This window comes from Streptomyces sp. HD, assembly GCF_028369295.1.
GTDB lineage: Bacteria > Actinomycetota > Actinomycetes > Streptomycetales > Streptomycetaceae > Streptomyces.
On record NZ_JAQMYP010000070.1, the window covers coordinates 1 to 26,897 of the forward strand.

General features: G+C 70.8%; 16 protein-coding genes, 1 tRNA gene and 2 pseudogenes. 9 read left to right on the forward strand and 10 right to left on the reverse strand.

Annotation, left to right across the window (positions count from 1 at the left end):
- Nucleotides 1-67 precede the first annotated feature (67 nt).
- From POF73_RS41080 to POF73_RS41090, 3 genes are read right to left on the reverse strand one after another with little or no spacing between them, the layout of a single operon-like run.
- Nucleotides 68-2,212 carry an acetate--CoA ligase family protein gene (locus POF73_RS41080; protein ID WP_272124513.1) on the reverse strand — a complete coding sequence of 715 codons (2,145 nt, stop codon included), beginning with the start codon at nucleotides 2,210-2,212 and terminating at the stop codon, nucleotides 68-70.
- A gap of 4 nt (nucleotides 2,213-2,216) precedes the next feature.
- A complete protein-coding gene (gene frc / locus POF73_RS41085; RefSeq protein ID WP_272124514.1) occupies nucleotides 2,217-3,467 on the reverse strand; it encodes a formyl-CoA transferase in 1,251 nt (416 codons plus the stop codon).
- 10 nt (nucleotides 3,468-3,477) lie between these two features.
- On the reverse strand, nucleotides 3,478-5,175 hold the full coding sequence (locus POF73_RS41090) for a thiamine pyrophosphate-binding protein (protein ID WP_272124515.1): 1,698 nt from the start codon (nucleotides 5,173-5,175) through the stop codon (nucleotides 3,478-3,480).
- Nucleotides 5,176-5,342: 167 nt separating this feature from the next.
- Between POF73_RS41090 and sucC the strand changes: the two genes are divergently transcribed.
- From sucC to POF73_RS41115, 5 genes are all read left to right on the forward strand, one after another.
- On the forward strand, nucleotides 5,343-6,476 hold the full coding sequence (gene sucC, locus POF73_RS41095; protein WP_272124516.1) for an ADP-forming succinate--CoA ligase subunit beta: 1,134 nt from the start codon (nucleotides 5,343-5,345) through the stop codon (nucleotides 6,474-6,476).
- A gap of 14 nt (nucleotides 6,477-6,490) precedes the next feature.
- Nucleotides 6,491-7,408 (forward strand): succinate--CoA ligase subunit alpha, encoded by a 918-nt coding sequence (gene sucD, locus POF73_RS41100; RefSeq protein ID WP_272124517.1) that lies wholly within the window; start codon nucleotides 6,491-6,493, stop codon nucleotides 7,406-7,408.
- A gap of 165 nt (nucleotides 7,409-7,573) precedes the next feature.
- The gene (locus POF73_RS41105) at nucleotides 7,574-9,115 is read left to right on the forward strand and encodes an aldehyde dehydrogenase family protein (protein WP_272124518.1); all 1,542 of its coding nucleotides are present in this window, start codon (nucleotides 7,574-7,576) and stop codon (nucleotides 9,113-9,115) included.
- Between the two features lie 224 nt (nucleotides 9,116-9,339).
- A tRNA-Leu gene (locus tag POF73_RS41110) sits at nucleotides 9,340-9,424 on the forward strand.
- Between the two features lie 278 nt (nucleotides 9,425-9,702).
- Nucleotides 9,703-10,308, forward strand: coding sequence for a response regulator transcription factor (locus POF73_RS41115; RefSeq protein ID WP_272124542.1), 606 nt, complete (start codon nucleotides 9,703-9,705; stop codon nucleotides 10,306-10,308).
- A 42-nt stretch (nucleotides 10,309-10,350) separates the two neighbouring features.
- Here POF73_RS41115 and POF73_RS41120 read toward each other — a convergent pair whose 3' ends face one another.
- From POF73_RS41120 to POF73_RS41145, 6 genes and pseudogenes are all read right to left on the reverse strand, one after another.
- Nucleotides 10,351-12,459 (reverse strand): ATP-binding cassette domain-containing protein, encoded by a 2,109-nt coding sequence (locus POF73_RS41120; RefSeq protein WP_272124519.1) that lies wholly within the window; start codon nucleotides 12,457-12,459, stop codon nucleotides 10,351-10,353.
- Entirely contained in the window at nucleotides 12,456-14,558 is a 2,103-nt protein-coding gene (locus POF73_RS41125) for an ABC transporter ATP-binding protein (protein WP_272124520.1), read from the reverse strand. Before POF73_RS41125 ends, POF73_RS41120 begins: the two co-directional genes overlap by 4 nt.
- Nucleotides 14,559-14,761: 203 nt before the next feature.
- Entirely contained in the window at nucleotides 14,762-14,884 is a 123-nt protein-coding gene (locus POF73_RS41130) for a SapB/AmfS family lanthipeptide (RefSeq protein ID WP_272124521.1), read from the reverse strand.
- A gap of 6 nt (nucleotides 14,885-14,890) precedes the next feature.
- Nucleotides 14,891-17,506: a class III lanthionine synthetase LanKC gene (lanKC, locus tag POF73_RS41135; protein WP_272124522.1), complete on the reverse strand. Its 2,616-nt coding sequence runs from the start codon at nucleotides 17,504-17,506 to the stop codon at nucleotides 14,891-14,893.
- Nucleotides 17,507-17,814: 308 nt separating this feature from the next.
- Nucleotides 17,815-18,644: pseudogene (locus tag POF73_RS41140) on the reverse strand (SDR family oxidoreductase).
- 201 nt (nucleotides 18,645-18,845) lie between these two features.
- Nucleotides 18,846-19,301, reverse strand: a pseudogene (locus POF73_RS41145) (MarR family winged helix-turn-helix transcriptional regulator); the annotation flags it as partial.
- A gap of 202 nt (nucleotides 19,302-19,503) precedes the next feature.
- Between POF73_RS41145 and POF73_RS41150 the strand changes: the two are divergent.
- The 3 genes from POF73_RS41150 to fusA all read left to right on the forward strand — a co-directional run bounded on the left by POF73_RS41150 (nucleotide 19,504) and on the right by fusA (nucleotide 23,418).
- The gene (locus tag POF73_RS41150) at nucleotides 19,504-20,721 is read left to right on the forward strand and encodes a cytochrome P450 (protein ID WP_272124523.1); all 1,218 of its coding nucleotides are present in this window, start codon (nucleotides 19,504-19,506) and stop codon (nucleotides 20,719-20,721) included.
- Nucleotides 20,722-20,753: 32 nt separating this feature from the next.
- Nucleotides 20,754-20,951 (forward strand): ferredoxin, encoded by a 198-nt coding sequence (locus tag POF73_RS41155; protein WP_272124524.1) that lies wholly within the window; start codon nucleotides 20,754-20,756, stop codon nucleotides 20,949-20,951.
- Between the two features lie 415 nt (nucleotides 20,952-21,366).
- The gene (gene fusA / locus POF73_RS41160) at nucleotides 21,367-23,418 is read left to right on the forward strand and encodes an elongation factor G (RefSeq protein ID WP_272124525.1); all 2,052 of its coding nucleotides are present in this window, start codon (nucleotides 21,367-21,369) and stop codon (nucleotides 23,416-23,418) included.
- 96 nt (nucleotides 23,419-23,514) lie between these two features.
- Here fusA and POF73_RS41165 read toward each other — a convergent pair whose 3' ends face one another.
- Nucleotides 23,515-25,368, reverse strand: coding sequence for a coagulation factor 5/8 type domain-containing protein (locus POF73_RS41165; protein WP_272124526.1), 1,854 nt, complete (start codon nucleotides 25,366-25,368; stop codon nucleotides 23,515-23,517).
- A 211-nt stretch (nucleotides 25,369-25,579) separates the two neighbouring features.
- Between POF73_RS41165 and POF73_RS41170 the strand changes: the two genes are divergently transcribed.
- Nucleotides 25,580-26,896: an ABC transporter substrate-binding protein gene (locus POF73_RS41170; RefSeq protein ID WP_272124527.1), complete on the forward strand. Its 1,317-nt coding sequence runs from the start codon at nucleotides 25,580-25,582 to the stop codon at nucleotides 26,894-26,896.
- Nucleotide 26,897 lies beyond the last annotated feature (1 nt).

The following is a 26,897-nucleotide window of genomic DNA, read 5'->3' on the forward strand; positions in this document are numbered from 1 at the left end:
ACCCCCCCCCCGCGGGGCGCCCCCCCCCCCCCCCCCCCCCCCCCCCCCCCCCCGCGCTCGGATCACCTCATGAACCGCCCCCCAACAGCCCCGCCGCCCGAGCCCAGCGGTACTTCGCGCCGAGCGCGGCCACCGGCTTCTCGGTCGTGTACGGGTACGCAACGACCCCCCGCTCGTACAGGTACTGGCAGGCCTCCTCGACCTCGACGTCACCCGCGAGCGACGCCACCACGGGCTTCTCGATGCCGCGCTCCCGGAACTCGGCCACCACGCGCGCGGTGAGCTCCGCGAAGACCATCGGGGGAGTGACGATCGTGTGCCAGTAGCCCAGGACCAGCGTGTGGATGCGCGGATCCTCCAGACCGAGCCGGATCGTCGCCTCATACGTCGACGGCGGCTCGCCCCCCGTGATGTCCACCGGGTTGCCCGCGGCCCCGAAGGGCGGGATGAACTTCCGGAACGCCTCGTCCAGGTCCGGCGGGATCTCCATCAGGGACAGGCCGTTGTCGGTCACGGCATCCGACAGCAGCACACCGCTGCCACCGGCCCCGGTGATGATCACGACGTTGTCGCCCTTGGGAGTGGGAAGCACCGGCAACGCGCGCGCGTACTCCAGCATTTCGTTGAGCCCGGGCGCCCGGATGACGCCGGCCTGCTTGAGGATGTCGTCGTACACGGCGTCGTCGCCGGCGAGGGCTCCGGTGTGCGAGCCGGCCGCCTTGGCGCCCGCCGCGGTACGGCCCGCCTTGAGGACCACGACGGGCTTCTTGGGTACGGTCGCCCGCGCGGCCTCGACGAAGGCACGCCCGTCCTTGAGGTCCTCCAGATGCATCGCGATGCACTCGGTGTGCGGGTCCTCGCCGAACCAGGTCAGCAGGTCGTCCTCGTCCAGGTCCGACTTGTTGCCCAGGCCCACGATCGCCGACACGCCCGTCTTCGTGGTTCGCGCGAAGCCCAGGATGGCCATCCCGATGCCGCCGGACTGCGAGGTCAGCGCCACCCCGCCCTTGACGTCGTACGGCGTGCAGAACGTGGCGCACAGGTCCTGCCAGGTCGAGTAGTAGCCGTAGATGTTCGGCCCGAGCAGCCGGACGCCGTGCCGCTCGGCGATGGCCACGATCTCCTCCTGGAGTTCGTGCTCACCGGTCTCCGCGAACCCGGAGGGGATCAGGACGGCGTTGGGGATCCCCTTGCGTCCCACCTCCTCCAGGGCCGAGGCCACGAACTTGGCGGGGATAGCGAAGACCGCCACATCCACCTCACCGGGAACGTCCGTGACACTCTTGTACGCCTTGCGGCCCAGAATGTCATCGGCCTTGGGATTCACCGGGTGGATGTCCCCGGCGAAACCACCGTCGATGAGGTTGCGCATGACCGAATTGCCGATCTTGCCCTGCTCGTTCGAGGCACCGATGACCGCGACCGACGACGGCTGCATCAGCCGGCGCATCGAGGTGAGGATCTCCTCGCGCGAGTAGCGGCGGCGTGGCTTCGCGGGCGCCTCGGAGAGGATCACGCGGATGTCCGCGGCGACCGCGCTCTCCGCGGTGGCGATCACCGGGTTGAGATCCACCTCGGCGATCTCCGGGAAGTCCGCGACCAGCTGCGACACCCGGCGGATCTGCTCGGCGACCGCCCACCGGTCCACGGCCGCCTGACCGCGCACGCCGCGCAGGATCTCCGCCGACCGGATCGAGTCCAGCATGGACAGCGCCTCGTCGGCGCTCACGGGCGCGAGCCGGAAGGTGACGTCCTTGAGGACCTCGACGAGCACCCCGCCGAGCCCGAAGGCGACGACCTTGCCGAACGTCGGGTCGGTGACCGCTCCGACGATCACCTCCTGCCCCTGCGGGAGCAGCTCCTGCACCTGCACGCCCTCGATGCGGGCATCCGCGCTGTACGCGCGCGCGTTGTCGATGATCTTGTGGAAGGCGGCCCGCACGTCCGTCGCACCCTCGACACCGACGATCACGCCGCCCGCATCGGTCTTGTGGAGGATGTCCGGCGAGACGATCTTCATCACCACGGGCCCGCCGAAGCGCGCCGCGTACGCCACCGCCTCGTCGACATCCGTCGCGAGCTCCTCGCCCGGTACGGCGATCCCGTACGCGTCGGCGATCACCTTGCCCTCGGGCGCGGTCAGCGCGGTGCGTCCCTCGGCCCGCACGGAGTCGAGGAGCGTCCGCACCCTGAGGACGCGGTCTTCGGCCATCACGTCAGATCACTCCGTTCGACTTGAGCAGGCGCAGTTCCTCGTCACCGAGGCCGAGCTCGCCGATGTAGACCTCTTCGTTGTGCTCGCCGAGCAGCGGCGAACTGGTCACCTGGACCGGGGAGTCGGAGAGCTTCAGCGGGCTGCCGACGGTGACGAAGTCGCCCCGCTCGGGGTGGGGCACGGTGACGACCATCTCGTTGTCGACCAGCGAGGAGTCCTCGATGATCTCCTTGGTGGACAGGATCGGCCCGCACGGGATGTTGTGGGCGTTGAGCTTCTCCAGCACCTCCCACTTGGGCAGGGTCGAGGACCACTCCTCGATCAGCTGGAACATCTTGCTGAGCTTGGGCAGCCTGGCCTCCGGCGTCGCCCACTCGGGGTCGTCGGAGAGTTCGGGCCGGCCGATGAGCTCGCTCAGCGGCTGCCAGCCGACGGGCTGCACGATGACGTAGACGTAGTCGTTCGGGCCGCCCGGCGCGCACTTGACCGCCCAGCCGGGCTGACCGCCGCCGGACGCGTTTCCCGAGCGGGGAACTTCCGTGCCGAAGTCCTCGTTCGGATATTCAGCAAGCGGCCCATGTGTCAGGCGTTGCTGGTCCCTCAACTTCACCCGGCAGAGGTTGAGTACAGCGTGCTGCATGGCCACATTGACCCGCTGCCCACGCCCGGTCTTCTCGCGCTGGAACAGCGCCGCGAGAATCCCCGCCACGGCGTGCACACCCGTCCCCGAGTCCCCGATCTGGGCTCCGGTCGCCAGCGGCGGCCCGTCCTCGAAACCGGTGGTCGACATCGACCCGCCCATGGCCTGAGCGACGACCTCGTACGCCTTGAAGTTGGTGTACGGGCCCTCGCCGAACCCCTTGATGGAGGCATAGACGATACGTGGATTGATCTCCTGGATGCGGTCCCAGGTGAAGCCCATCCGGTCGATCGCGCCCGGTCCGAAGTTCTCGACCATGACGTCGGAGCGCCGGATCAGCTCGGTGAGGATCTCCTTGCCGCGCTCGGTCTTGGTGTTGAGGGTGATGCTCCGCTTGTTGCAGTTGAGCATCGTGAAGTAGAGGGAGTCGACGTCCGGGAGGTCGCGCAACTGCTTGCGCGTGATGTCACCGGTCGGCGCCTCCAGCTTGACGACGTCCGCGCCGAGCCAGGCGAGCAGCTGGGTCGCGGAGGGCCCGGACTGGACGTGGGTCATGTCCAGGACGCGGATGCCTTCGAGAGCCTTGGACGGAATACCCGTCGTGCCGGTCATGCAGGCCTCCTCACTTGTACATGGTCTGGTTCATGGTTCCGGGGGCGTACGCGTCCGGGTCGACCCAGACGTTGATCAGCGACGGCTTGCCCGACTCACGTGCGCGCCTGAGTGCGGGGCCGATGTCGGCGGGGTCACGGACCTCCTCGCCGTAACCGCCCAGCATCTGCGCGAACTTGTCGTAGTGGATGTCGCCGAGGGTGTTGCCGACCCGCTCGCGCTCCAGCCCGTACTTCTGGGCCTGGCCGTAGCGGATCTGGTTCATGGAGGAGTTGTTGCCGACGATGCCGACGAAGGGGAGGTTGTAGCGCACGAGCGTCTCGAAGTCCCAGCCGGTGAGGGAGAACGCGCCGTCGCCGAAGAGGGCGACGACCTCCTTGTCCGGCCGCGCCTGCTTGGCCGCGAGCACGAAGGGGACGCCGACGCCGAGGGTGCCGAGGGGACCCGGGTCCATCCAGTGCCCGGGGGACTTGGGCTGCACGACCTGCCCGGAGAAGGTGACGATGTCGCCGCCGTCGCCGATGTAGATCGAGTCCTCGGTGAGGAACTCGTTGATTTCGCTGACCAGCCGGTACGGGTGGATCGGCGAGGCGTCCGACTTCAGGCTCGGCAGCCGCTTCTCGATGGCGGTCTGCTCGGCGGCGCGCAGTTCGTCCAGCCACTCCTTGCGCTTGGACGCGCCGCCGTTGCTGTATCCATTGAAAGCGTGCCCGGAGGCGGCCTCGGCGACCGACTTCAGTACCAGTCCGGCGTCGCCGACGATGCCGAGGTCGATGTCGCGGTTCTTGCCGACCGTGCGGTAGTCGAGGTCGATCTGCACGACGGTTGCGTCAGGGGACAGCCGCTTGCCGTAGCCCATGCGGAAGTCGAAGGGAGTGCCGACGATCACGATGACATCGGCGTTGGAGAAGGCGCAGCGCCGCGACAGCTGGAAGTGGTGCGGGTCGCCGGGTGGGAGCGTGCCTCGACCGGCCCCGTTCATGTACGCGGGGATGTTGAGGGTGCGGACCAGCTCGATGGCCGCCTCGGTGCCGCGCGTCGTCCATACCTGGCTGCCGAGCAGGATGGCCGGCTTCTCGGCGTGGACCAGCAGGTCGGCGAGCTTCTCGATCGCCTCGGGGTCGCCGGCCGAGCGGGTGGAGGCACGGTAGGCGCCCTCCTTCGGCACGCGTGCCTTGCTCACGGAGACCTTGGCGTCGAGGACGTCGCGTGGGATCTCCAGGAAGGAGGGCCCGGGCGCGCCGTGGTAGCACTCGCGGAACGCCATCGACACCATGTCCGCCGCGCGTGCCGTGTCCGGCACGGCCGCCGCGAACTTGGTGATCGGCGTCATCATGTCGACGTGCGGCAGGTCCTGCAGGGACCCCATCTTGTGCTGGGTGAGAGCGCCCTGGCCGCCGATGAGCAGCATCGGTGACTCGGCGCGGAAGGCGTTGGCGACACCGGTGACGGCGTCGGTGGTGCCGGGGCCGGCGGTGACGACCGCGCAACCGGGCTTGCCGGTGATACGGGCGTAGCCGTCGGCGGCGTGGGCGGCGACCTGCTCGTGTCGGACGTCGACGACCTCGATGTCCTCGTCGACGCAGCCGTCGTAGATGTCGATGATGTGGCCGCCGCACAACGTGTAGATACGGTCGACCCCCTCGGCCTTCAGCGCCTTGGCAACGAGATGACCACCGGAAATGACGTCCTGGGTGTCGTCGGGCATGGCGAAGTCCTGTCCCTTCGTAGGGGGTTGGGAACGCACTCAGCGATATGCCGTCGGCCGTCGGCAGTACATTGCATACAGTCGACGAATACTGTATGAACCTTGTTATCCCGCATCCGGTGGGTGGTGTCCAGGGGGCGTGCGGCACTTTTGAGTCAGGAGCCGAAATGGACCTGTACGAACACCAGGCAAGGGAACTCTTCGAGGAACACGGCATCTTGGTGCCGCGGGCAGAGGTGACGGACTCACCCAAGGAGGCCCGCGAGATCGCACGCCGACTCGGCGGTCGGGTCGTGGTGAAGGCACAGGTGAAGACGGGTGGCCGCGGGAAGGCGGGCGGTGTGAAGCTCGCTGCGGACCCGGCCGCCGCCGAGTTCACGGCCCGTCAGATCCTCGGTATGGACATCAAGGGCCACACGGTCGGCAAGGTGATGCTGGCCCAGCCCGTGGACATCGAGACCGAGTTCTACGTTTCCAATGTACTCGACCGTGCGGAGGGCGGCTTCCTGGCCATTGCCTCCGCCGAAGGCGGCATGGAGATCGAGGAGGTCGCCGCCACCCGCCCCGAGGCCGTGGCCCGCATCCCGATCGACCCGGTCGAGGGCGTCACCTCCGCCAAGGCGGGCGAGATCGCCGCGGCGGCCGGACTGCCACCACAGACCGTCGACGTCCTCGTACGACTGTGGGAGGTGCTGGTCCGCGAGGACGCCCTCCTGGTCGAGGTGAACCCGCTCGTGCTCACCAAGCAGGGCCAGATCCTCGCCCTCGACGGCAAGATCACCCTCGACGACAACGCCCGATTCCGGCAGACACGCTGGGGCGCCGACGACGTGGAGCATGACGACGCCCTGGAGGCGGCCGCCGCGGCCAAGGGCCTCAACTACGTCAAGCTCGACGGCGAGGTCGGCATCATCGGCAACGGCGCCGGCCTCGTCATGTCCACCCTCGATGTCGTCGCGGGCTGCGGTGCCCGCCCCGCCAACTTCCTCGACATCGGCGGCGGTGCGTCGGCCCAGATCATGGCGGACGGACTCTCCGTCATCCTCTCCGACCCGGCCGTGAAGTCGGTCTTCGTCAACGTCTTCGGCGGGATCACCGCGTGCGACGCGGTCGCCGACGGCATCGTGAAGGCCCTGGACACCGTCCAGCTGACCAAGCCGCTCGTCGTACGGCTCGACGGCAACAACGCCGCCCGTGGACGCGCCATCCTCGACGGACGCGCCCATCCGCTGGTCCAGCAGGCCACCACCATGGACGGCGCCGCGCTGCGGGCCGCCCAACTCGCCGCCGCCACAGCCTGAGGAGACACGACGACATGGCCATCTACCTCACCAAGGGGAGCAAGGTCCTCGTCCAGGGCATGACCGGCGGCGAGGGCATGAAGCACACCCGGCGCATGCTCGCCGCCGGCACCGACGTCGTCGGCGGCGTCAACCCGCGCAAGGCGGGCCGCACCGTCGACTTCGACGTCCCCCAGTGCCTTGAGGGCCTGGGAGGTGCCCCCACCGCCGTCCCCGTCTTCGGCTCCGTCGCCGACGGGATGCGCGCGACCGGCGCCGACGTGACCGTGGTCTTCGTGCCGCCCGTCTTCGCCAAGGCGGCCGTCGTCGAGGCCGCCGACGCCGGCATCGGACTCACCGTCGTGATCACGGAGGGCATCCCGGTCCACGACTCCGTCGCCTTCACCACGTACGCCAAGGCGCGCGGCACCCGCGTCATCGGTCCCAACTGCCCCGGCCTGATCACCCCCGGCCAGTCCAACGCGGGCATCATCCCGGCCGACATCACCAAGCCCGGCCGCATCGGCCTGGTCTCCAAGTCCGGCACGCTCACCTACCAACTCATGTACGAGCTGCGCGACATCGGCTTCTCCACCTGCGTCGGCATCGGCGGCGACCCGGTCGTCGGCACGACCCACATCGACTGCCTGGCCGCCTTCCAGGACGACCCCGACACCGAACTCATCGTGCTCATCGGAGAGATCGGCGGCGACGCGGAGGAACGCGCGGCCGCGTACATCCGCGACCACGTCACCAAGCCGGTCGTCGGCTACATCGCCGGGTTCACGGCGCCCGAGGGCAGGACGATGGGGCACGCGGGCGCGATCGTGTCCGGCTCGTCCGGCACGGCGGCGGCGAAGAAGCAGGCACTGGAGGCCGTCGGAGTGGGAGTCGGCAGTACGCCGACCGAGACCGCGCGTCTGGTGCTGGACCGCCTCGGGGCGCATACGTGATGCCACTCATAGTCGACGCGGGGTTACTTTCAGGAGTCGCCGCGCCTCGCTAGCTTCCGCCGTAGCCATGTACGACCGCCCACCCGTCTCCCACCACCACCCTTCCAAGGAAGGGCCCTACGGACCCCCTTTCCTCTCGACTGTGCACCGAGAGCGGAGAACCCGATGGCAACCACCCTCACCCTCAAATCCGGCACCTCCTGGGCCGACGCCTGGCAGCGCTGCCTCGCCGTCGCCCCGGAGGCATTCCGGGACGACCGAGTCCTCAACCTCTGGAACTCCACCTGGCAGGCGGACGGCCGTTCGCTGCCCGCCACCACCCCCGTCGACGGCAGCCCGATCGCGGGCCCGCCGCGCCTGGACCGGGCCACCGCCCACCAGGCCGTACGGGCCTCACTCGACCAGCACCGCGCCTGGCGGTGCATCCCGCTGGACGAGCGCCGGGCGCGCGTCGCGGCCACCCTCGACGCCCTGACCCAGCACCGTGACCTGCTCGCCCTGCTCCTCGTCTGGGAGATCGGCAAGCCCTGGCGGCTCGCCCGAGCGGACGTCGACCGGGCCATCGACGGCGTGCGCTGGTACGTCGACGGCATCGAGCCGATGGTCGCCGACCGGGCCCCGCTGGACGGTCCGGTTTCCAACATCGCGAGCTGGAACTACCCGATGAGCGTGCTCGTTCACGCAGTGTTGGTACAGGCACTGGCAGGCAACGCGGTCATCGCCAAGACCCCGACCGACGGCGGTGTCGCCTGTCTGACCCTGGCCTGCGCGCTCGCCGCCCGTGAGGGGATTCCCGTCACCCTTGTCAGCGGCAGCGGAGGGGAGCTGTCGGAGGCGCTGGTGCGGGCGCCCGAGATCGGCTGCGTGTCCTTCGTCGGCGGTCGCGACACCGGGGCGGCCGTGGCCACGGCCGTCGCCGACCTCGGCAAACGACATGTACTCGAACAGGAGGGACTCAACACCTGGGGCATCTGGAACTACACGGACTGGGACGCGCTCACCACGGTCATCCCCAAGCTCTTCGACTACGGCAAACAACGCTGCACGGCGTACCCGCGCTTCGTCGTCCAGCGTGCGCTGTTCGACGAGTTCCTGGTGGCGTACCTCCCGGCGGTGCGCACGCTGAGGGTCGGCCATCCCCTGGCGGTCGAGAACCGCGTCGAACCGTACCCACAGCTGGACTTCGGGCCGGTGATCAACGCGGCCAAGGCCAAGGAACTGCAGGACCAGGTCGCCGAGGCGATCGACCGCGGCGCCGTCCCGCTGCACCGCGGCAAGCTGTGCGACGCCCGCTTCCTGCCCGGCCAGGACACCTCGGCGTACGTCCAGCCGGTCACGCTGCTGAACCCGCCGCCGTCCTCGCCGCTGCATCACGCGGAGCCGTTCGGTCCGGTCGACACGATCGTCCTGGTCGACACGGAGGCGGAACTGCTGGCGGCGATGAACGCGTCCAACGGCGCGCTGGTCGCCACCCTGTCCACGGACGACCGGGCGACGTACGACCGTCTGGCGCCACAGATCCGGGCGTTCAAGGTCGGCCACGGCAAACCGCGCTCCCGCGGTGACCGGGACGAACTGTTCGGCGGCTTCGGCGCGTCGTGGCGCGGGGCGTTCGTCGGCGGCGAACTGCTGGTACGTGCGGTGACGCAGGGGCCGGCGGGGGAGCGGCTGCCCGGGAACTTCCCGGAGTATCACCTCATGCCGTGACGGGACCCGGTGGCCCCCGCCGTGCGCGGGTGCCACCCGAACCGGCCGATCTCACCCGTGCGTGACCCCGCGGTCACCTCCCGTGAAGCGCCTCGGAGGACCTCGTCGCACGCCTCCAGGTGGCCGTCCAGCGCACGGATATGCAGGTGAAGGGCGCTCCGAAACCTTGGTATTGTTGTCCATGTCGCCGCGGGGAACACCCTCGGTAAGGCGGCAGACACCTAGTCCGGGTGGCGGAATGGCAGACGCGCTAGCTTGAGGTGCTAGTGCCCTTTATCGGGCGTGGGGGTTCAAGTCCCCCCTCGGACACAGAACACTTCCAGCTCATGCGGATCGAGGATTGCCTCGGTCCGCATGAGCTGTTTTTGCATCCTGCCGTTGTCCGGCTGGAGGGCCAGATGCCACGCCTCGTGGCGCGGCCGGACCCGGGCCGTCTCCCGTGTGAGGCGCCGCCATATGTGGGGTGCCGCCGACGGGGCGGCACCCGGCAATTGGGTCGATACCCGGAGATACTTCGTGAGGTGCCGTCGGATTGTCCGAGGCGTTGTACGTCATGGAGGCCATGGTCGGCCTGGCAAGGAGGGATGTTGATCCGTGTTCTTCTCGTCGAGGACGCAGACCTGGTGCGCGGGGCACTCGCCGCCCTGCTCACACGTGAGAAGGACATCGAAGTGGTCCCGGGGCCGGCGGAGCACAGACACACGGTTTCGCAGGCGCTGACGTACCGGCCCGACGTGGTCGTCATCGACGTCGACGGCGGTGAGGAAGGCGCCCTCGGCACCTCGCTGGAGCTGGCCTCGCGGCTGCCGGAGTGCCGGACCTTGCTGGTGGTCGGCTCGGCGAGCCCGGACTATCTGCGGCGGGCACTGGAGCGTCAGGTCGCCGGCGTCGTCGGCAGGAACAGTCCCTGCGACATCCTGCCCCAGGGGGTGCGCCAGGTGGCGGCGGGAGAGCGGTTCATCGACCCCAGGCTGGCGCTGCTGGCGCTCTCCGCGTCGGAGAACCCGCTGACCGAGCGGGAGCGTGAGGTGCTGCGGCTGGCGGCGGAAGGTACGCCCACGCGCGAGATCGCCGACCGGCTGTCGCTGTGTGTGGGAACGGTTCGCAATCACCTGAACGCGGTCTCCAGAAAGACCGGGGCACGCAATCGCATCGACGCGATTCGGATCGCTCGGGAGTCGGGCTGGATGTAGGGGGGCTAGGGCGGCGTTGTCGCGGCGGCACACGCTCAGTCGTCAGCGCCGGGCATCGGCTCCCACCTGGTCCCAATGCCCGATCAGGTCCCGGTACGGGGCACAGTCGGTCCGCAACTGTTCGTGCGTGCCGAGGGTGCATCGGGGGCCGTCCATGACCAGGACGAGGTCGGCGCGCAGGGCGGAGCTGATGCGGTGGGCGCAGACGATCAGGGTGGACGGGCGGCTGGCGAAGGCCCGTTCGGCGACCTCCTCGGCGGCCGGGTCGAGGTGGCAGGTGGCCTCGTCCAGCAGGACCAGGGCGGTAGGCGGCAACAGGGCCCGGACGAGGGCGATCAGTTGGCGTTCCCCGGCGGAGAGCAAGGCTGGGTCGACCGGGGCGTCGTAGCCGCCGAGGCGTTCGACCAGAGGGGTGGCGCCGATGGCGTGGACCGCCGAGTCGAGGGCGGGCCGGGTGGCCGTCGGGTGCAGGTAGGCGAGGTTCTCGTGCAGGGTGCCGGTGAAGACGTATGCCTCCTGCGGGATCAGCACGCGGGATCCGGAGAGCCGGCCGCTGTCCAGGGAGCGGAGCGGGACACCGCCGAGGCGTACGTCGCCGACTTGCGGTTCGAGCATCCCGGCGACGATCGCGGCGAGCGTGGACTTGCCCGCGCCACTCGGGCCGACGACGGCCAGGTGGGTGCCGGGAGTGAGGGAGAGGTCGAGGTTCTGTACGACCGGTTCGGCGGCCGGGGCGTAGCCGAAGGTGACGTCGCGCAGCTCGACGCGGCCGTCCGAAGGCCGAGGGTTCGCCGACGGCGACGCCTCCACCTCCGTTGCCGGAGCCCTTGCCGTTGCCGGAGTCACCGGAGCGTCGGCGCGGGGTCCTCCCTGCCCGGGGGCGAGCGGGGGGCTCGGCGGCTGGAGGCTCGCGGCTGCCCCCGAGATCCTTGCCCTCTTCGAAGCGCCGGTCTTCCGCGACGCCCCCGCTACTCGCGGCGCCTCCGTCATCTGCGGTGTTCCCGTCATCCGCGGGGCCCGCGCCACCTGCCAGGCGCCCGCTACTTGAGAGGCCCCCGCAGGTTGAGAGGCGCCCGCCGGTTGAGAAGTACCCGTCGGCTGCGGGGCGCCCGGCTCCTGCGGGGCACCCGATACCTGCGAGGCACTCGCCGCCTCCGAGGCGCCCGCTACTTGAGGAGCCCCCGCCACCCCTGGTGCGCCCGCCCCCGATGCCTCCAGGATCCGGCCCAGCGTGACCAGCAGCCACAGCCCGCTGCCGCCGAGCCCCTGGACGAAGCCGCGCAGGGCTGGTTGCAGGCTCTGGGAGACGTACGTCAGCGCGCCCAGGATCGCGCCGGTCGTCACGCCGTTCCGCACCAGCCAGGGTGCCCCGGCCAGGATGAGCACGATCGGCAGCCAGCCGCCGACACCGAGCGCGGCGGTGCGCAGTGCGGTGAGCCGGGCCAGGGCGCGGGCCGCGCGCGCCGCCTCGTCGATGCGGGCGCCGACGCGACGGCGTACGACATCCTCGGCGCCGCACGCCGCAATGTCCCGCAGCCCTCCGGCCACCGCGCTCACCTGCTCGGCGATGGCCTCGTCGGCGAGGACGACCGCCCGTTGCCGGGCCGCCATCGCCCGCAGGGCCAGCAGGAAGAGCACCAGCCCGGCCAGGAGGGGCGGTACGACGAACAGCAGGAGGGCGGGATCCAGCGCGGCCAGCCCGAGCAGCACGCTGACCGCGGTGACGGCGAAGGTCTGCACGAACATGACGACCGCGCCGTACGACTCGCGGGCGATCTCCACCTGTTCGGTGAGCCGGGCCACGCCCGCGGTGTCGATGGACTGGCCGGCGCCGGCGGAGCGGCGCAGTGTGCCGGTGGTGGCGAGGGTGACCAGGTCGTCGCGGAACGGCTCGACGACGCCGGCCAGTTGGAGCGTGGCCTGCCGGGTGCCCCAGGCGCCGACGAGGACGGCGCAGGCCAGCAGGCCGAGCCAGCCGAAGCCGGCGGTGCTGCGGCCGGCGAGGAAGCCGTCGTCGACGGCACGGGCGACCAGCCAGCCGGACAGCAGCGCGGGCACGGCCTCGACCAGCGACCAGCCGGTGAGCCGTAGGAAATCCCGGCGCCGTGTGCGCAGTGTGGACCGCAGCAGGACTCCCGGCCGCGGGCTCACCCCACGCCTCCGTCGCGTTCCGGCGCGGAAGCCGGGCCCCACACAGGCCGGCCACTCGCCCCAGCCTCGCACCCCGCTTCCGCCTCGTACCCCGCCTCCGCCTCGTACCCGGCCTCCGCCTCGAACCCGGCCCAGTGCTCCGTCTTCGCTTTGTACCCGGCCCGGTGTCCCGCCTGCGTTTCGAATTCGGCCTCGGCCTCTGTCTCTGCCACGAGCTCCGTTCGATGCTCCGTGTTTGCTTCGTACCCGGCCCGGTGTCCCGCCTGCGTTTCGAATTCGGCCTCGGCCTCTGTCTCCGCCCCGAACCTCGCCCGGTGCTCCGCCTCCGCCCCAACCTCAGCCCCGAACTCCGTCCGATCCCCCACCCCGGCCCCAAACCCCGACCGATACCCCACCCCCGCCCCGAAAACAGCCCGATACCCAGCCTCCGCCCACAACTCGCGATGTGTCCCCACCCCCCGCACCCGCCCCCCGTCGAGCCAGACGACAACATCAGCGCGGGCGGCCGTGGAGGTGCGGTGGGTGATGATGAGGCGGGTGCGGTGGGCGAGGGGGCCGGTGCCGGTCAGGGACTGGCCGATTTGGTGTTCGGTGACGGTGTCGAGGCTCGCTGTCGCGTCGTCCAGGATCAGCAGGCGGCCGCACGGGGCGGACTGGGCGAAGGCGCGGGCCAGGCCGATGCGCTGGGTCTCGCCGCCGGAGAGCGGGGCAGCGGCGAGCCGGGTGCCGTACCCGTCGGGCATGGTCCGGATGAAGGCGTCGGCGCGTGCCGCGGTGGCCGCCGTGCGGACCTCTACGGCGTCGGGTGCGCGGGGCCCGAAGCCGATCGCGTCGGTGTAGGAGTCGCCCAGCAGTACCGGGCGTTCGAAGCCGTACGCGACGGCCCGGTACAGCTCCGGGCGGGCCACGTCGCACAGCGGCTGCCCGTCGAGCCGTACCTCGCCCTCGTCGGGGTCCGCCAGCCGTCCGGCCAGCGCGGCCAGCAGGGACTTGCCGGATCCGGAGCGGCCTACGACGGCGGTCAGCGCGCCCGGCGGCAGGTCCAGGTCGATGCCGTCCAGTGCCGGGTCGCCATCAGCGGTGCGTACCGTGACGCCGCGGAACTCCAGCCGCCCGCCGCCCCCGGAGGGCAGGTGCGCGGTGCCGTACGCGACGGTCGGCTCGCCCAGCACCTCGGCGATCCGGCCCGCGGTGGCGCGTGCGAAGGCCAGCCGGTTGACCGAGGCCACCAGCGAACTGACGCCGGTGGCCAGGAGGACGTAGCCGCTCGCGGCGAGCATCTGACCCGGTGTGATGCGGCCCTGGGCGAGCCCCAGTCCCGCCACGGCCAGCACGGCGATCTCCAGCAGGGGCACGATCGCCGCGTCCCGTGCGGAGACCCGGGCGAACGCCTGCCACATGCCCAGGCCGTGGCGGTGAAGTTCGGGCAGCGGCTCCAGTACCCGCTCGGCCTCGCGGGACGTGGTGCCGGCGGCGGCGATGGTGCGGATGCCGGTGAGGGCGTCGACGAGCCGGGTGGCGATGCGGCCCTGCGTGGCGAAGTAGCGGTCGTTGAGGTCGGAGACGTCGCGGACGAAGGCGCGGACCATGAGGACGACCAGCGGCAGCCCGGCCACGAAGGTGAGGCACAGCCACGGGTCGATGAGGGCGAGGGCCACGATGGCCCCGATCGGCGGGACCAGTTCGGTCACCGCCCACACCAGGCCCGACGGGGCGCTGCCGGCCCGGGCGGTGTTGCCCACCAGCCGGGCCACCAGGTCGCCGGGGGTGTGCCGACGGGCGGCGGGGGCGCCCAGGTCGAGGACATGGCCGAGCAGGGTGTGCCGCAGCCAGGCCGTGCAGCGGGCGTTGGCCACGGCGCCCGCGTAGTCGTCCGCGGTGTCGCACACCACCAGAAGCGCGACCGTGACGGCGGTGAGCGTCAGCCACAGTGCGGTATCACCCTGCCCGAGCACGGCGTCGACCGTGCGACCCAGGACAGCGGGCAGAAGTACGTAGACACACGCCAGCAGGAGGGATACGGCGGCCTGGATCCCGCCCCATGCACCGCCTCGCCGGACCGTCTCCAGGAGCAGACGGTCGGCCGCACGTCGGTCCACCGACTGCTCCCGTCGTCGCACGGTTCAGCGGGAGGGACAGGACTGCCCCAGGAGGGGCGGGGGCGCGCGGTGAGCCCCCGCCGTGTCTGTCCGGACCAGCAGATCTGTATGGACAAGCAGGGCTTCTGCCTGGACAAGCAGAGCTGTCCGCATGGGCGCCGGCAGACGTGTCTGTCCCGACTGGCAGAACTTGTCTGCCTGGACTAGCAGAGCAGCAGGCTCAGCCGGCTGCCTCCGCCACAACCCTTGCTGGCCCGGCTGCCCGGCGGCGGCGCGTAACCGGTCTCGGTCTCGGTCGTCAGACCCTGCAGGTCGAGGAGCGACATATGTCCTCACCTCCTCTCTCGAACTCGCGTGGGGACGGGTTGGTCATGAGCGGGCTCCAGGCCCGGGGTCAGGAACGGCAGCCCGGTGGGCCGCGGGTGGAAGGCGGCGCCAAGCGCCAGCAGGACCCCCGCGGTGCCGGTGGCCAGGTCCATGGACAGCCGCAGCAACTGCTCGCCGGGGAAGGCGAGTCGGCCGTCCAGTACGCAGGCGTGGCGCTCCAGATGGCGTACGTGGTCCGCGATCACCCGGTCGCGCGCGGCGGCCGTACCGGGTGCGTGGGCGCGGCTGAGGTGGAGGATCATTCCGGCCACGCCGTCGAAGAGCCCGGGTTCGATGTAGAACGACGCCCTCGCCGCCCGGCGGATCGCGTCGGCGGCGGTCGAGAACCGCTCGTCCGCGCGGTGGGTGAGGTACTCGTCGAGGACCATGCCGATGCCCACGCTGCCGTCGGCGAGATAGGGCATGGTGCGCCAGCCCTCGTTCACCTCCATCGACCCGTCCGGGCGTACGAGGCAGCGGCGCAGGTCCTGGCGGAGGGCCGTGGCGGCCAGGTCGAGCAGGGCCGGGTCGCGGCTGACCTCGTACAGCCGCAGGAACAGCAGCGCGGGTCCGGACGAGCCGTACATCAGTCCCGCTCTCGGGTGGGCGCCGCCGCTGGTCTCCGGTACGCCGTCGGCCGGGCCGAGACGGTCGGCCACGGTCTGCGCCACCTGCTGGACGGCGTCACGGCAGGCGGTGTCGCCGAGGGCGGTCGCAAAGTGCAGCAGGTTGAGCCCGATGCCGGACAGCCCGCCCTTGAGGTCCGAGGCCAGGGCCTCCCAGTGTTCGCCCAGGCACATGTCGAGGACCTTGGTGGCCTCCTCCCGGTGCCCGAGGTGGTCGAGTACGTGGGCGACGCCGTGCAGACCGTCGTAGAAGCCGAGGCGGGTGCCCGGTTCCGGGCGCAGTGCGTGCCGGATCAGCCAGTCCTCGTGGGCCGGGTGGCGTCCGGCGCCGGTCGCGTCCAGCGCGTACAGCACGCCGGCCGCGCCGTGGGCCAGGTCGAGGCCGCCGCCCTGGACGGTGAACTGCTCGATGTCGCCGGGGAAGAGCCGGTCGTGGCGCTCGGGTGTGGCGGCGGCCAGGATGGCGTCGGCCATCGAGTCACGGGCGCGCAGCCACCCGGCCTGGTCGGGCTCCAGGCGGGGTCCGTCGGCCATGCCCGTCGCCATGCCACCGTCGCCGGTGAGCGTGCGGACGGCCTCGTCGAGGAACTGCCGCGGGACCGGGAAGAGCCGGGCGGCCTCCCTGGCGAGCTGCCCGGCCTTGCCGCCGTCCAGGTCGATGAGGCCGGTCAGCGGCAGGAAGAGGAAGATCCGCATACAGGCCAGCGCGTACCGGTCGATGTCGAAGCCGGTGGCCCCGCTCGGGGCGATGAACCCCGGGGCCGCGAGGACCTGGTGCCCCGCCTGCGTCACGTCCGACGCGCCCTCGAAGTCGATCAGCACCACCCTGCCGTCGGGGCGGATCAGGACGTTGTACGTGTGCACGTCGCCGATCACGATGCCCCGCCGGTGGACCTCGGCGACGGCCTCCTCCACCTGCCGGTGCACATCGAGCGCCCAGGCGGTGTAGTCGGCGAAGGCCGTCGCGTCGGCGTCCAGATCGGTCGGCGGATACTTCTCGACGAACACCTCGTGCAGCGCCCGTCCCTCGATGAACTCCTCGACGAGGAAGTGGTGACCGCCCAGTTCGAAGTGGTCGTGGAGCGCGGGTACGCAGGTCAGCCCGCTCAGCCGCTCCAGGGCCGCCCGCTCGCGCTCCAGCCGGATGACCGCGTCGGCCCCGTCGGGAGTGAGTCCCGCGTGCGGCCGGGCCTCCTTGAGGACGACACGTTCTCCGGTGCGGGTGTCGACCCCGGCGTACAGGCCACCGCCGTTGGAGAAGTGCAGTGCCCGCTCGAACCGGTAGGGCAGGTCGGCGACGGTGGTCCGGCGGCTCTCGGCGAGCTCCGGTTCCAGGAAGCCGGGCATCCGCACCCACTCCGGCACCTGGAAGGTGGGGCCCCGGACATCGGGCACCAGCCGGCCGGAGGGATCGGCCACCGCCTGCTCCAGGATCCCGTCGGCCGAGACGCAGTACCGGTCGGCGAAGGCGCCGTACCGGACGTAGAGCGGCCCCGCGCCCCAGCGCAGATCGCTGAGAATGTACGGCCCCTGCCAGCCGTCCAGCGCGGGGCCGAGCTCGGCGAGGATGCGCTCGCACTGGGCCTCGTCCACGGGGTAGATGGTCACGAACTTGCCGCTGGAACCCCGGTGCGCGTACTTCGCGTTGGCCAGGAACAGGGTTTCCAGGCCGGGCAGGAACTTGAAGGCGATGCGGCGCGGGACGCAGTAGTCCCAGACGGTGTCCAGGATCTGCTGTGCGTCGTCCGGGCAGGCCGAGGCGTGGATCTTCCAGCCCTGCGGGGGAAGTTCCGCGTCGACCGGGCGGCAGACCACCCAGTCGCCGAGCTCCTCGCGCGACCACGAGGCGGGCAGCGGACGCAGGGTCTGACGGAAGCGGCCACGCGCCCGGCCCTGGGACGGCGTGTCGTAGAAGTGTGAGTGGGTGAGGCAGTAGACCTCATACCGCTTGTCCACGGAAAGCCTCCCGCGGGGACGGTCCTGACGGTGGTCGGGCCGCCTGGCCCGCGCCTCTCACGTCCCACGATGGCAGAACAGCAGGCCAGGGGCATCGATCGACTGTCATCGGCCGACCGTGAGATTCGCACAGCGCATCTGGACGAATCGCACGGTCGGTCCGCGGAGGCGCAGAATGCCTGGTCAGCGGCCGATCAGGCGGTTGTCCGGCGGTTGTCCGGCGGCGGGTCGGGCCACTGGTCGGTTGGGCGGTCGATCGGTCAGGCGGTCGGTCGGGCCGCTGCTCAGGCGGTCGGTCGGGCTGCCGGTCAGGCCGCCTGGCTCGGCGCGCTGGTGCGCAGGGCCGCGACGACGCCGCCGTCCACGAGTAGATCCGTGCCGCTGACGAAGGCCGAATCGGGACCCAGCAGGAACGCGGTCGCGGCGGCGATGTCGGCCGGTGTGCCCAGCCGGCCGGTGGCCGAGGCGTCGATCACCGAGCGCATCAACTCGCCGCTGTCGCCCGCCAGTTCCTGTCGGCCCATGGGCGTGGAGACGACACCGGGGCTGATCGAGTTGATCCGGGCACCGCGCCGGCCCCACGCCCCGGAGGCCGCCTGGACCCGCAGGTGGTTGGCGAGCTTGGCGAGGGCGTAGCCGACGGCGCCGGAGGTCACCTGGCCGAGGAACGGCAGATCGAGCAGTTCGTCGGCCGGGGTGTGGGCGAGCGCCCGCTCCTGCTCGGCGTCGAGCGGCGCCGCCAGATGCCCGGCCATGCTGGAGATCACGACCTCCGCACCGCCCGGGGCGACGACGCGCCCGAACTCCTCCAACACCAGGGCCACGCCGAGCAGATCGACCGCGAGGATCGCGGCGGCGGACGCCTGCACGGGGGAGAGGCCCGCGGTGTGCACGACCTCGGTGACGCTGCCGAGCCGCGCCGCCCGGTCGGCGAGTGGGGCCACCGAATCGCGGGAGGAGACGTCGACGGAGGGGGCGACGATGTCGAATCCCTCGCCGCGCAGCGACCCTGTGCCGTGGCGCCGAGCACCTGCTCGTCGAAGTCGGCGAGCAGCACCCGCCTTCCCGTCCCCTGGCGCCGGGCGATGCTCTGTCCCATACCGCCGACACCGATGACGACCAGCACGTTCATGCTCATGCGACGTGCGTTCGAGCCTCGGCAGGCTGCGTAGGCCCTCGCCGGGCTACGTCAGTCTCGTCAGTCGCGGTCGGCCATCGCCGAGCTGAGGGCGGCGGGGGCGGCCGGGTCCGCGTCGCCGTCCGTGCCGGGCGTGCCGGCCGTCTTGTCCGTGCCGCCTGTGCCGGGCGTGTCGGCTCTGTCGTCCGTGGCCTCCGTGCCTCTCGGCCAGGGGCGGCCCGTGATGCGCTCGATGTCGGTGTTGAACTGCCGTAGGTCGGTGATGAACCGGTCCAGACGCTCGGGCGTCCAGTCGGCCACGACCGAGGACAGGCCGGTGACGATGCCCTCGCGCTGCTCCGAGAGCAGTCGGTGGCCCTCCTCGGTGATACGGAACTTGCGCGCCACCCCGCCGTCCGGGTCGAGCGTGCGCTCCACCAGCCCGTTGCGCAGGAGGGCCGAGGTCTGCCGGGTGAACGTCGACGCGGCGAGTCCGAAGGCCTCGACGAAGTCCGGGATGGACATGGGGCCCTGGGTCTCCAGCCGGTTGAGGAGTACGTAGGCGCTCTGGTCCAGCGGGTCGCCGCCGCGCGGTCCCCGAGGTGCCCGCATCTCCTTGTGGCGGGTGAGGATCAGCAGTTCCCGCTCGATGCGCTCCGCGGCCTCTCGGGCGTCCACGCCGATCTCCTTCCCGGCCGCCAGGCCAACTCCCCGACCTCTCAGGTCCACAGCTTCCCAGGTCCCCACCCTACGGTGAGATTGCGCCATGCATCGAAAGTGCATGATGCACTCTTGATGCATGATGCACAACGTGCGTAACGTGCCGTGCTGTGCACGCTTCCGCGTCGCTCACCCGCCTCCCCCCACCAGGTGATGCAAGATGCGCGAGAACGACCTCCTGCGACTGCCACTGCTCGGCGACAACCCCCTTGATCCGCCCGCCGAATGGGAGCAACTGCGCGGGCGATGCCCGATGTCCACGGTTGAACTTCCCAGCGGGGACAAGGCGACGTATCTGACCCGCTACGACCACGTCAAAGCCCTGCTGTCCGACCCCCGCTTCGTCCGGCCGACCGCCGAGGACGTCGGCGCCGCCCGGATCGCCCCCGAAGGCGCGGGCGGCCCCGCCGCCGACGGCAGCAGCACCCTGACGCTGCCCGACCGCGGCGAACCACACCTCAAGTGGCGGCGGCAGGTGGGCAAGTACTTCACCGCCCGCCGTATGACCGCACTGCGCCCCGGCATGGTGCGGACGGCCGAGGACCTCGTCGACGAGATGGTCCGCGGCGGCCAGCCCGCCGACCTCAAGGCGGGCCTCGGCTTCCCCCTGCCCGTCTACGTCATCTGCGACATCCTCGGCGTCCCCGCCGCGGACCGGGACCGGTTCTCGCACTGGTCGGACGCCTTCCTCAACGTCAGCCGCTACTCCGGCGACCAGACCCGGGCGGCGTACGACGAGTTCGCCGAGTACATGGGCGCGCACATCGCGGCGACGCGCGCCGAGCCCGGCGGGGACCTGATCGGCATGGTGATCCGGGAGAGCAAGGAGGAGGGGCAGGGGCTGACCGACGACGAACTGCTCGGCACCGCCATGGGACTCCTGGTCGCCGGGCACGAGACCACCGCGAACATGATCGGCAAGATGGTCGCCATGCTCCTCGCCGACCGCACCCGCTGGGAGCGGCTCCTCGCCGCCCCGACACTGGTGCGCACCGCGGTCGACGAGGCCCTGCGCTTCGACGCCAACCTCGGCTTCGGGCTGCGGCGTTATCTGACCGAGGAGGTGGAGATCGACGGCGAGGTGCTCCCGAGCGGCACGACCGTCGTGTGCAGCATGCCGTCCGCCAACCGGGACGAGAGCGTGTTCACCGACGCGGACGACATGGTGCTCTCCCGGTCCCCGAACCCCCATCTGACGTTCGGCGTCGGACCGCACTCGTGCCTCGGGCAGAGCCTGGCCCGCACCGAACTGCAGGTCACCCTCGATGTCCTGCTGCGTAAGTTGCCGTCCCTTCAACTGGCCGTACCCGCCGATGAGTTGAAGCGCGTCGAGGGCCTCCTTGTCGGCGGACTGCGCACGGTTCCCGTGCGGTGGTGACGGCTCTCTCACCGGGAAGGAAGGCAACCGCCGTGAAACTCAGTGTGGACGAGGGGCGCTGCTGTGGCGCCGGCCAGTGTGTGCTGATCGCACCCGAGGTCTTCGACCAGCGTGACGAGGACGGCATCGTCACACTGCTCGAACCGAACCCCGCCGAGGACCTGCACGCGTCCGCCCGCGAGGCGGCGGCGGTCTGCCCCGCCGCGGCCATCACGATCGACGAGCAGTAGGGACGACGACCAGCAAAAACCGGCTGCATCGACCCCGCCCGGCTCCCTAGACTCACCACGAAACCACGCGCCGCCCGCCACTCGGCGGCGCGTCGTCGTGCCAAGTCGAAGGGAGCCGGGCCATGCGTGACCACACCGCTGCCGTCGTCTCCCTCTGCCGGTACGAGGTGATCCTGGTGTCCTCGTCCGCCCGGTGCCCGCTGCGCGGCCGGCACCGGATGCCCGTGACGAGCGCCTGAGAGCGCCGGCACACCCGGGTACCTCAACGCACCTGCCACAGCACCGCTCTGACGGTGCGACAGGCGGTAGGTGTCAGGCGTCAGGTCATGCTCGTGTGCCTGTACACATGTGCCGATCTCGTCCGGGAATCGCGCTGACCCGTTCCACTTCCGGATCATCCGAAAGGCCAAGGGCCGTGCGCACCAACCCCAACCCCAACACCCTCGCCGTCGTCCGCAATCTCGGCATCCTCGCCCACGTCGACGCAGGCAAGACCACCGTCACCGAGCGGATCCTGTACGCCACCGGGACCACGCACAAACGCGGCGAGGTCCACGACGGCACCACCGTCACCGACTTCGACCCGCAGGAGCGCGACCGCGGCATCACCATCTTCGCGGCGGCGGTCAGCTGCGCCTGGGACGGTCACCGGATCAACCTCATCGACACCCCCGGGCACGTCGACTTCGCCGACGAGGTGGAGCGTTCGCTGCGCGTCCTCGACGGCGCGGTCGCGGTGTTCGACGCCGTCGCGGGCGTGGAGCCGCAGAGCGAGTCGGTGTGGCGGCAGGCCGACCGGCACGGTGTGCCGAGGATCGCGTTCGTCAACAAGCTGGACCGTGCCGGGGCCGACCTCGACACGGCGGTCGCCTCGATACGGGAACGGCTGCACCCGGCGCCGCTGGTCGTGCAGTTGCCCATCGGCGCCGAGGACGGGTTCCGCGGTGTCGTGGACCTCGTACGGATGCGGGCGCTGGTGTGGGCCGACGGCGCCGACACGGCCGTAGAAGGGCCGGTTCCGGAGGAGTTGCGGGCGGAGGCGGACCGGCGTCGGCGGCTGCTGGAGGAGGCGGTGGCCGAGCTGCATGCCGGCGCGCTGGAGGAGTTCTGCGCGCGGTCGACGCTCTCGCCGGAGACCCTCGGCACCGCGCTGCGCGACCTGACCCGCAACGGCGACGGCGTGGTAGTGCTGTGCGGCTCGGCCTACCGCAACCGGGGGATCGAGCCGCTGCTCGACGCGGTCGTGGCCTATCTGCCCTCACCGCTCGACGTACCGGCCGTGCGCGGCCTGCACGACGGTGTGGACCAGGACCGGCCGGCAGACCCGTCGATGCCGTTCGCGGCCCTGGCGTTCAAGGTGAGCGCGACCCCGACGGGACGGCTCACGTTCCTGAGGGTGTACTCGGGAACGATCGAGAAGGGAGACACGGTGTTCGACGCGACAGCGCGGCGCACCGAGCGGATCGGACGGATCCTGCGTGTGCGGGCCGACCGCCACGCCCAGCTGGACCGGGCCGTCGCGGGCGACATCGTGGCCGTGATCGGCCTGAAGTCGGCCCGTCCCGGCGCCACCCTCTGCGCACCGGACGCGCCGCTCGTCCTCGAACCGCCCAGTGTGGCCGACCCGGTGGTGTCCGTCGCGGTCGAGGCACGCAGGACCACCGACACCGACCGGCTGGCCACCGCGCTGGCACGGCTGGCGGAGGAGGATCCGTCGCTGGTCGTGCGCACCGATGCCGAGACCGGGCAGACGGTGCTGTCCGGCATGGGTGAACTGCATCTGGAGGTCGCGGTGGAGAAGATCCGCCGGGACCTCGCAGTGGAGGTCAACGTGGGCCGTCCCCGGGTCTCGTACCGGGAGACGGTCGGCCGAGGCGTGACCGGTTTCGTCTTCCGGCATGTCAAACAGGACGGCGGGGCAGGGCAGTTCGCGCATGTGGTACTGGACGTGCAGCCCACGGAAGGTGGCTTCGAGTTCCGCTCGACCGTCGTCGGCGGGCGCGTGCCGCAGGAGTACGTCCGTGCCGTCGAGGCCGGCTGCCGGGACGCTCTCGCCGAGGGCCCGCTCGGCGGTCACCCGGTGACCGGGCTGCGCGTCACCCTCACCGACGGGGCGACCCATGTGAAGGACTCCTCCGACACGGCCTTCCGCACCGCCGGCCGGCTCGGCCTCCGCGACGCCCTGCGCACCTGCGCGATGGTCCTCCTGGAGCCGGTCGTCGAGGTCACGGTCACCGTGCCCGAGGACGCCGTCGGTGCGGTCCTCGGCGACCTGGCGGCACGCCGGGGCCGGGTGACGGGCTCGGCCACCCGGGCGGGCGCGGCCGTCGTCACGGCGACCGTGCCCCTGGCCGAACTCTTCGGCTACGCCACCCGGTTGCGCAGCCGCACCCAGGGCCGCGGCAGCTTCACGACCCGGCCGACCGGGTATGCACCGGCGCCGGTGACGACGGCGGCGCCACGGTAGGACGGGCCCGTCCCTTCAAGGGACAGTGCCCCCTCCAGGTGGCCCCTCCTGTTCCCGGGAGGGGCCACCTCCGACCGGCGGCGTCATGGCACGCTCTCAGGGGTACGACACCACGGTCGACGGCACCGTCGACGTCCCCGAGGTGGGCGCCCCGGTGTCATTGATGACGCGCTCGTACTGCCCCTTCCCGCCCAGCGACACGACCAGCAGGCCGTGAAAGCGCACCCCTGGCGTGTCGGGGGCGGCGAAGCCGTGGTGCTGCACGATCGTGGGGTCCACGTTGTAGTAGCAGTAACTGCCCAGTCCCCAGCCCTCGTGCGAGGTCACGCGGTCACCGACCTTGTAGGCGGCGTACCCCTTGACCGGGCCGTTCTGGATGGCGGCCTGGTTCGGGGCGTCGTACGCCTTCTCGTTCTGGAAGAAGATCGTGCGGCCGCGCCGGCCGTTCCACTGGACGTCGTACTTGTTGAAGTGCTCCACGAACAGGCCGGTCGCCAGGACGTCGTCGCCGTTGACGACGACGCCGTAGTCGGCGCGGTTGGTCTCCCAGCCGACTCCGTCGCCGTGGTCGGCGCGCCACACCCAGGTGTGGTCGACGATCGTGTGCCGGCTGTTGATCACCATGCTGGTGGTGGCCTTGCCCGCGCCCGCTCCGCCGATCCGGACGAACACGTCCTGCACCGTGGTCGGGTTGGCGGAGTGGTCCCTGGACGCGCCCGTCGGCCCGATCTCCAGCAGGGTCGCCGAGTTGACGGGTCCGGCGTCGACCAGGAACCCGGCCAGCCGGACTCCGTCGACGTCGGCGACCTTCAGAGCCGTGACGCCGCCGTCGGGAACGACGGTCGCGTAGCCGAGGCCCAGGACGACGGTGTTCGGCCGGTTCACCTGGATCGGCCGGTCGACGTGATAGATCCCCGGGGTGAGCAGGAGGTGCAGTCCCTGTGCGAGCGCCTGGTTGAGGGTGGCCGCCGAGACGCCGGGCCGGGCGACGTAGAACTGCGTCAGTGGCAGCGAGGTGCCTCGCGGGGTGCCGTTGCCCCAGGTCACGCCCCGCGCGTTCGTCCGCTTCTCCGGCAGGAAGACCCGGAACCCGCCCCCGTCGACGTACAGGAACGGCTTCTCGCGTGAGACGGGTGTCGTGTCGAGCGTGGTGTACGGCGGGTTGGGGAAGCTCTGCGCGGGAGCACCCTCGACGCCGGAGAACACCATGTTCCACACGCCGTTGAGCCAGCCGCCGATTGCACTGTCGCGGGTGTACCACTGCTGTTGGGAGTAGGGCCCGACCTGACCGTCGATACGGCTGTCGGCGATGTATCCGCCGCTCGCCCAGCCGTAGCCGGTGGGGGAGAGGTTGAGGCCGCCGCGCACATGCATACGGCGGAACGGGGCCGCCTGCGCGACCGCCCAGCGGTTGGTGCCGTTCGCGGGAACTAGCGCCAGGTTCTCCGCCGAACGCCAGAAGTTCTGCGTCGCGTTGCCGTCGAACCAGCCGGCGTCGACCGTGACGTCGCCGTTGATGGTGGTGTCGTCGGGGGACAGGCCCAGGCCCGCGATCGAGGTGTAGAAGCCGAGTTGGGCGTTGAGCCCGTGATAGATGCCGGGCTTGAACAGCAGGGCGTAGCGGCCGGTGCCGAACTGCGCCGACTCCTGCTGCCGGAACACCTCGTCGAGGCGGGCCTGGACCTGGCCGCCCGGGGTCGACGGGTCGAAGACGAGGACGTTCGGGCCGAGGTCACCGCCGCCGGGCAGCGGACGCGGTCGCTTCCGGGCCGACGGGACGGTGGAATCCCGCGCGGCAACGGCGGAATCCCGGGCATCGACGGCGGTGCGCGCGGAGGCCTGCGACGACAGTCCGATCACCGCCGACGCGGACGCCGACGCGACCGCGGCGCCGATCACGGCCCGGCGGCCGATCGAGGGTGGCCCGGACGAAGGGGAGGAAGGGGGCATGGGGCGGCTCTCCTGGTTCAGGAAGTGAACGGCGTGGGGTGCGGGGAGCGCTCTCTCGCCGCTGAATGGTTCAACCGTGGAACGGATGAGTCAAGAGGTACGCCCGAAGTTCGGAGACTGTGTCAGAACTCTTGACGCGTCCGCGCTCCAGGGCTTAACTCACGCTCTAAATTAAGCCGTGACGCACTTCCCGGAAGGGCCAACTGGAGCCATGCGCAGCATCCGAGCCGCGGCCGTAGGCGCCGTCACCCTGTCCCTCGCTCTGGCCGCCTCGGCGTGCGGAGGCGGTTCGCCGACGGGCGGCGGGTCGGACGACTCGCCGAAGACCCTCACCTACTGGGCCTCCAACCAGGGCGCAAGCATCGAGGTCGACAAGAAGGTCCTCCAGCCCGAACTCGACAAGTTCGAGAAGCAGACCGGCATCGAGGTCGAGCTGGAGGTCGTGCCCTGGTCCGACCTGCTCAACCGGATCCTGACCGCGACGACCTCCGGCCAGGGCCCTGACGTCCTGAACATCGGCAACACCTGGAGCGCCTCCCTCCAGGCCACCGGGGCGCTGCTGCCGTGGGACGCAGCGAACTTCGACAAGATCGGCGGCAGGGACCGCTTCGTCGAGTCGGCGCTCGGATCGACCGGCGCCAAGGGCGAGGACCCGGCGGCGGTGCCGCTGTACTCGATGGCGTACGCGCTCTACTACAACAAGAAGATGTTCGCCGACGCGGGCATCTCGAAGCCGCCGGCCACCTGGGACGAGCTCACAGCCGACGGAAGGAAGCTGTCGAAGGACGGCAAGTGGGGCCTGGGCACGGAGGGTTCGAACCCGGCGGAGAACATCCACCACGCCGTCGTCTTCGCCAAGCAGCACGGCGCCGACTTCTTCACCGCCGACGGCAAGCCCGACTTCACCTCCGACGGAGCGGTCGCGGGAGTCAAGCAGTTCGTCGACCTGATGGCCAAGGACAAGGTCATCGCGCCGGGCAACGCCGAGTACGCGCAGAACCAGTCGGTCAGCGACTTCGCCAAGGGCAGGACCGCGATGCTGCTGTGGCAGTCGGCGTCCGCCAACCTCAAGTCGCAGGGCATGAGCGAGGACTCCTACGGAATCGCCCCCGTCCCCGTGCAGTCCGGCGCCCCGGGCACCGGCACCGGCGTCAACTCGATGGTCATGGGCATCAACCTGGCCGTCTTCAAGAACACCGACAACCTCGACGGCGCCACGAAGTTCGTGAAGTTCATGACCGGCGACGCCGAGCAGAAGATCCTCAACGAGGCCTACAGCTCGATCCCGCCGGTCAAGGGCGCACAGTCGGAGCAGGCCTTCAACTCCCCGGCGAACGCGGTCCTCAAGGACACCCTCGCGAAGAGCGCCGTAGCGGCACCGCAGGTCCCCGACGAGTCGCAGTTCGAGACGGCTGTCGGGACGGCCGTCAAGGAACTGTGGGCCGACGCGGCCGCCGGACGCCCCGTGACCACCGACTCGGTGAAGGCGGCCCTGGAGAAGGCCCAGCAGCAGATGCCGACGAAGTGAG

Coding starts and splice junctions, on each gene's coding strand:
- POF73_RS41080 (WP_272124513.1), bottom strand. CDS start 2,212: ATGGCCGAAGACCGCGTCCTCAGGGTGCGGACGCTCCTCGACTCCGTG.
- frc (WP_272124514.1), bottom strand. CDS start 3,467: ATGACCGGCACGACGGGTATTCCGTCCAAGGCTCTCGAAGGCATCCGC.
- POF73_RS41090 (WP_272124515.1), bottom strand. CDS start 5,175: ATGCCCGACGACACCCAGGACGTCATTTCCGGTGGTCATCTCGTTGCC.
- sucC (WP_272124516.1), top strand. CDS start 5,343: ATGGACCTGTACGAACACCAGGCAAGGGAACTCTTCGAGGAACACGGC.
- sucD (WP_272124517.1), top strand. CDS start 6,491: ATGGCCATCTACCTCACCAAGGGGAGCAAGGTCCTCGTCCAGGGCATG.
- POF73_RS41105 (WP_272124518.1), top strand. CDS start 7,574: ATGGCAACCACCCTCACCCTCAAATCCGGCACCTCCTGGGCCGACGCC.
- POF73_RS41130 (WP_272124521.1), bottom strand. CDS start 14,884: ATGTCGCTCCTCGACCTGCAGGGTCTGACGACCGAGACCGAGACCGGT.
- POF73_RS41150 (WP_272124523.1), top strand. CDS start 19,504: ATGCGCGAGAACGACCTCCTGCGACTGCCACTGCTCGGCGACAACCCC.
- POF73_RS41165 (WP_272124526.1), bottom strand. CDS start 25,368: ATGCCCCCTTCCTCCCCTTCGTCCGGGCCACCCTCGATCGGCCGCCGG.
- POF73_RS41170 (WP_272124527.1), top strand. CDS start 25,580: ATGCGCAGCATCCGAGCCGCGGCCGTAGGCGCCGTCACCCTGTCCCTC.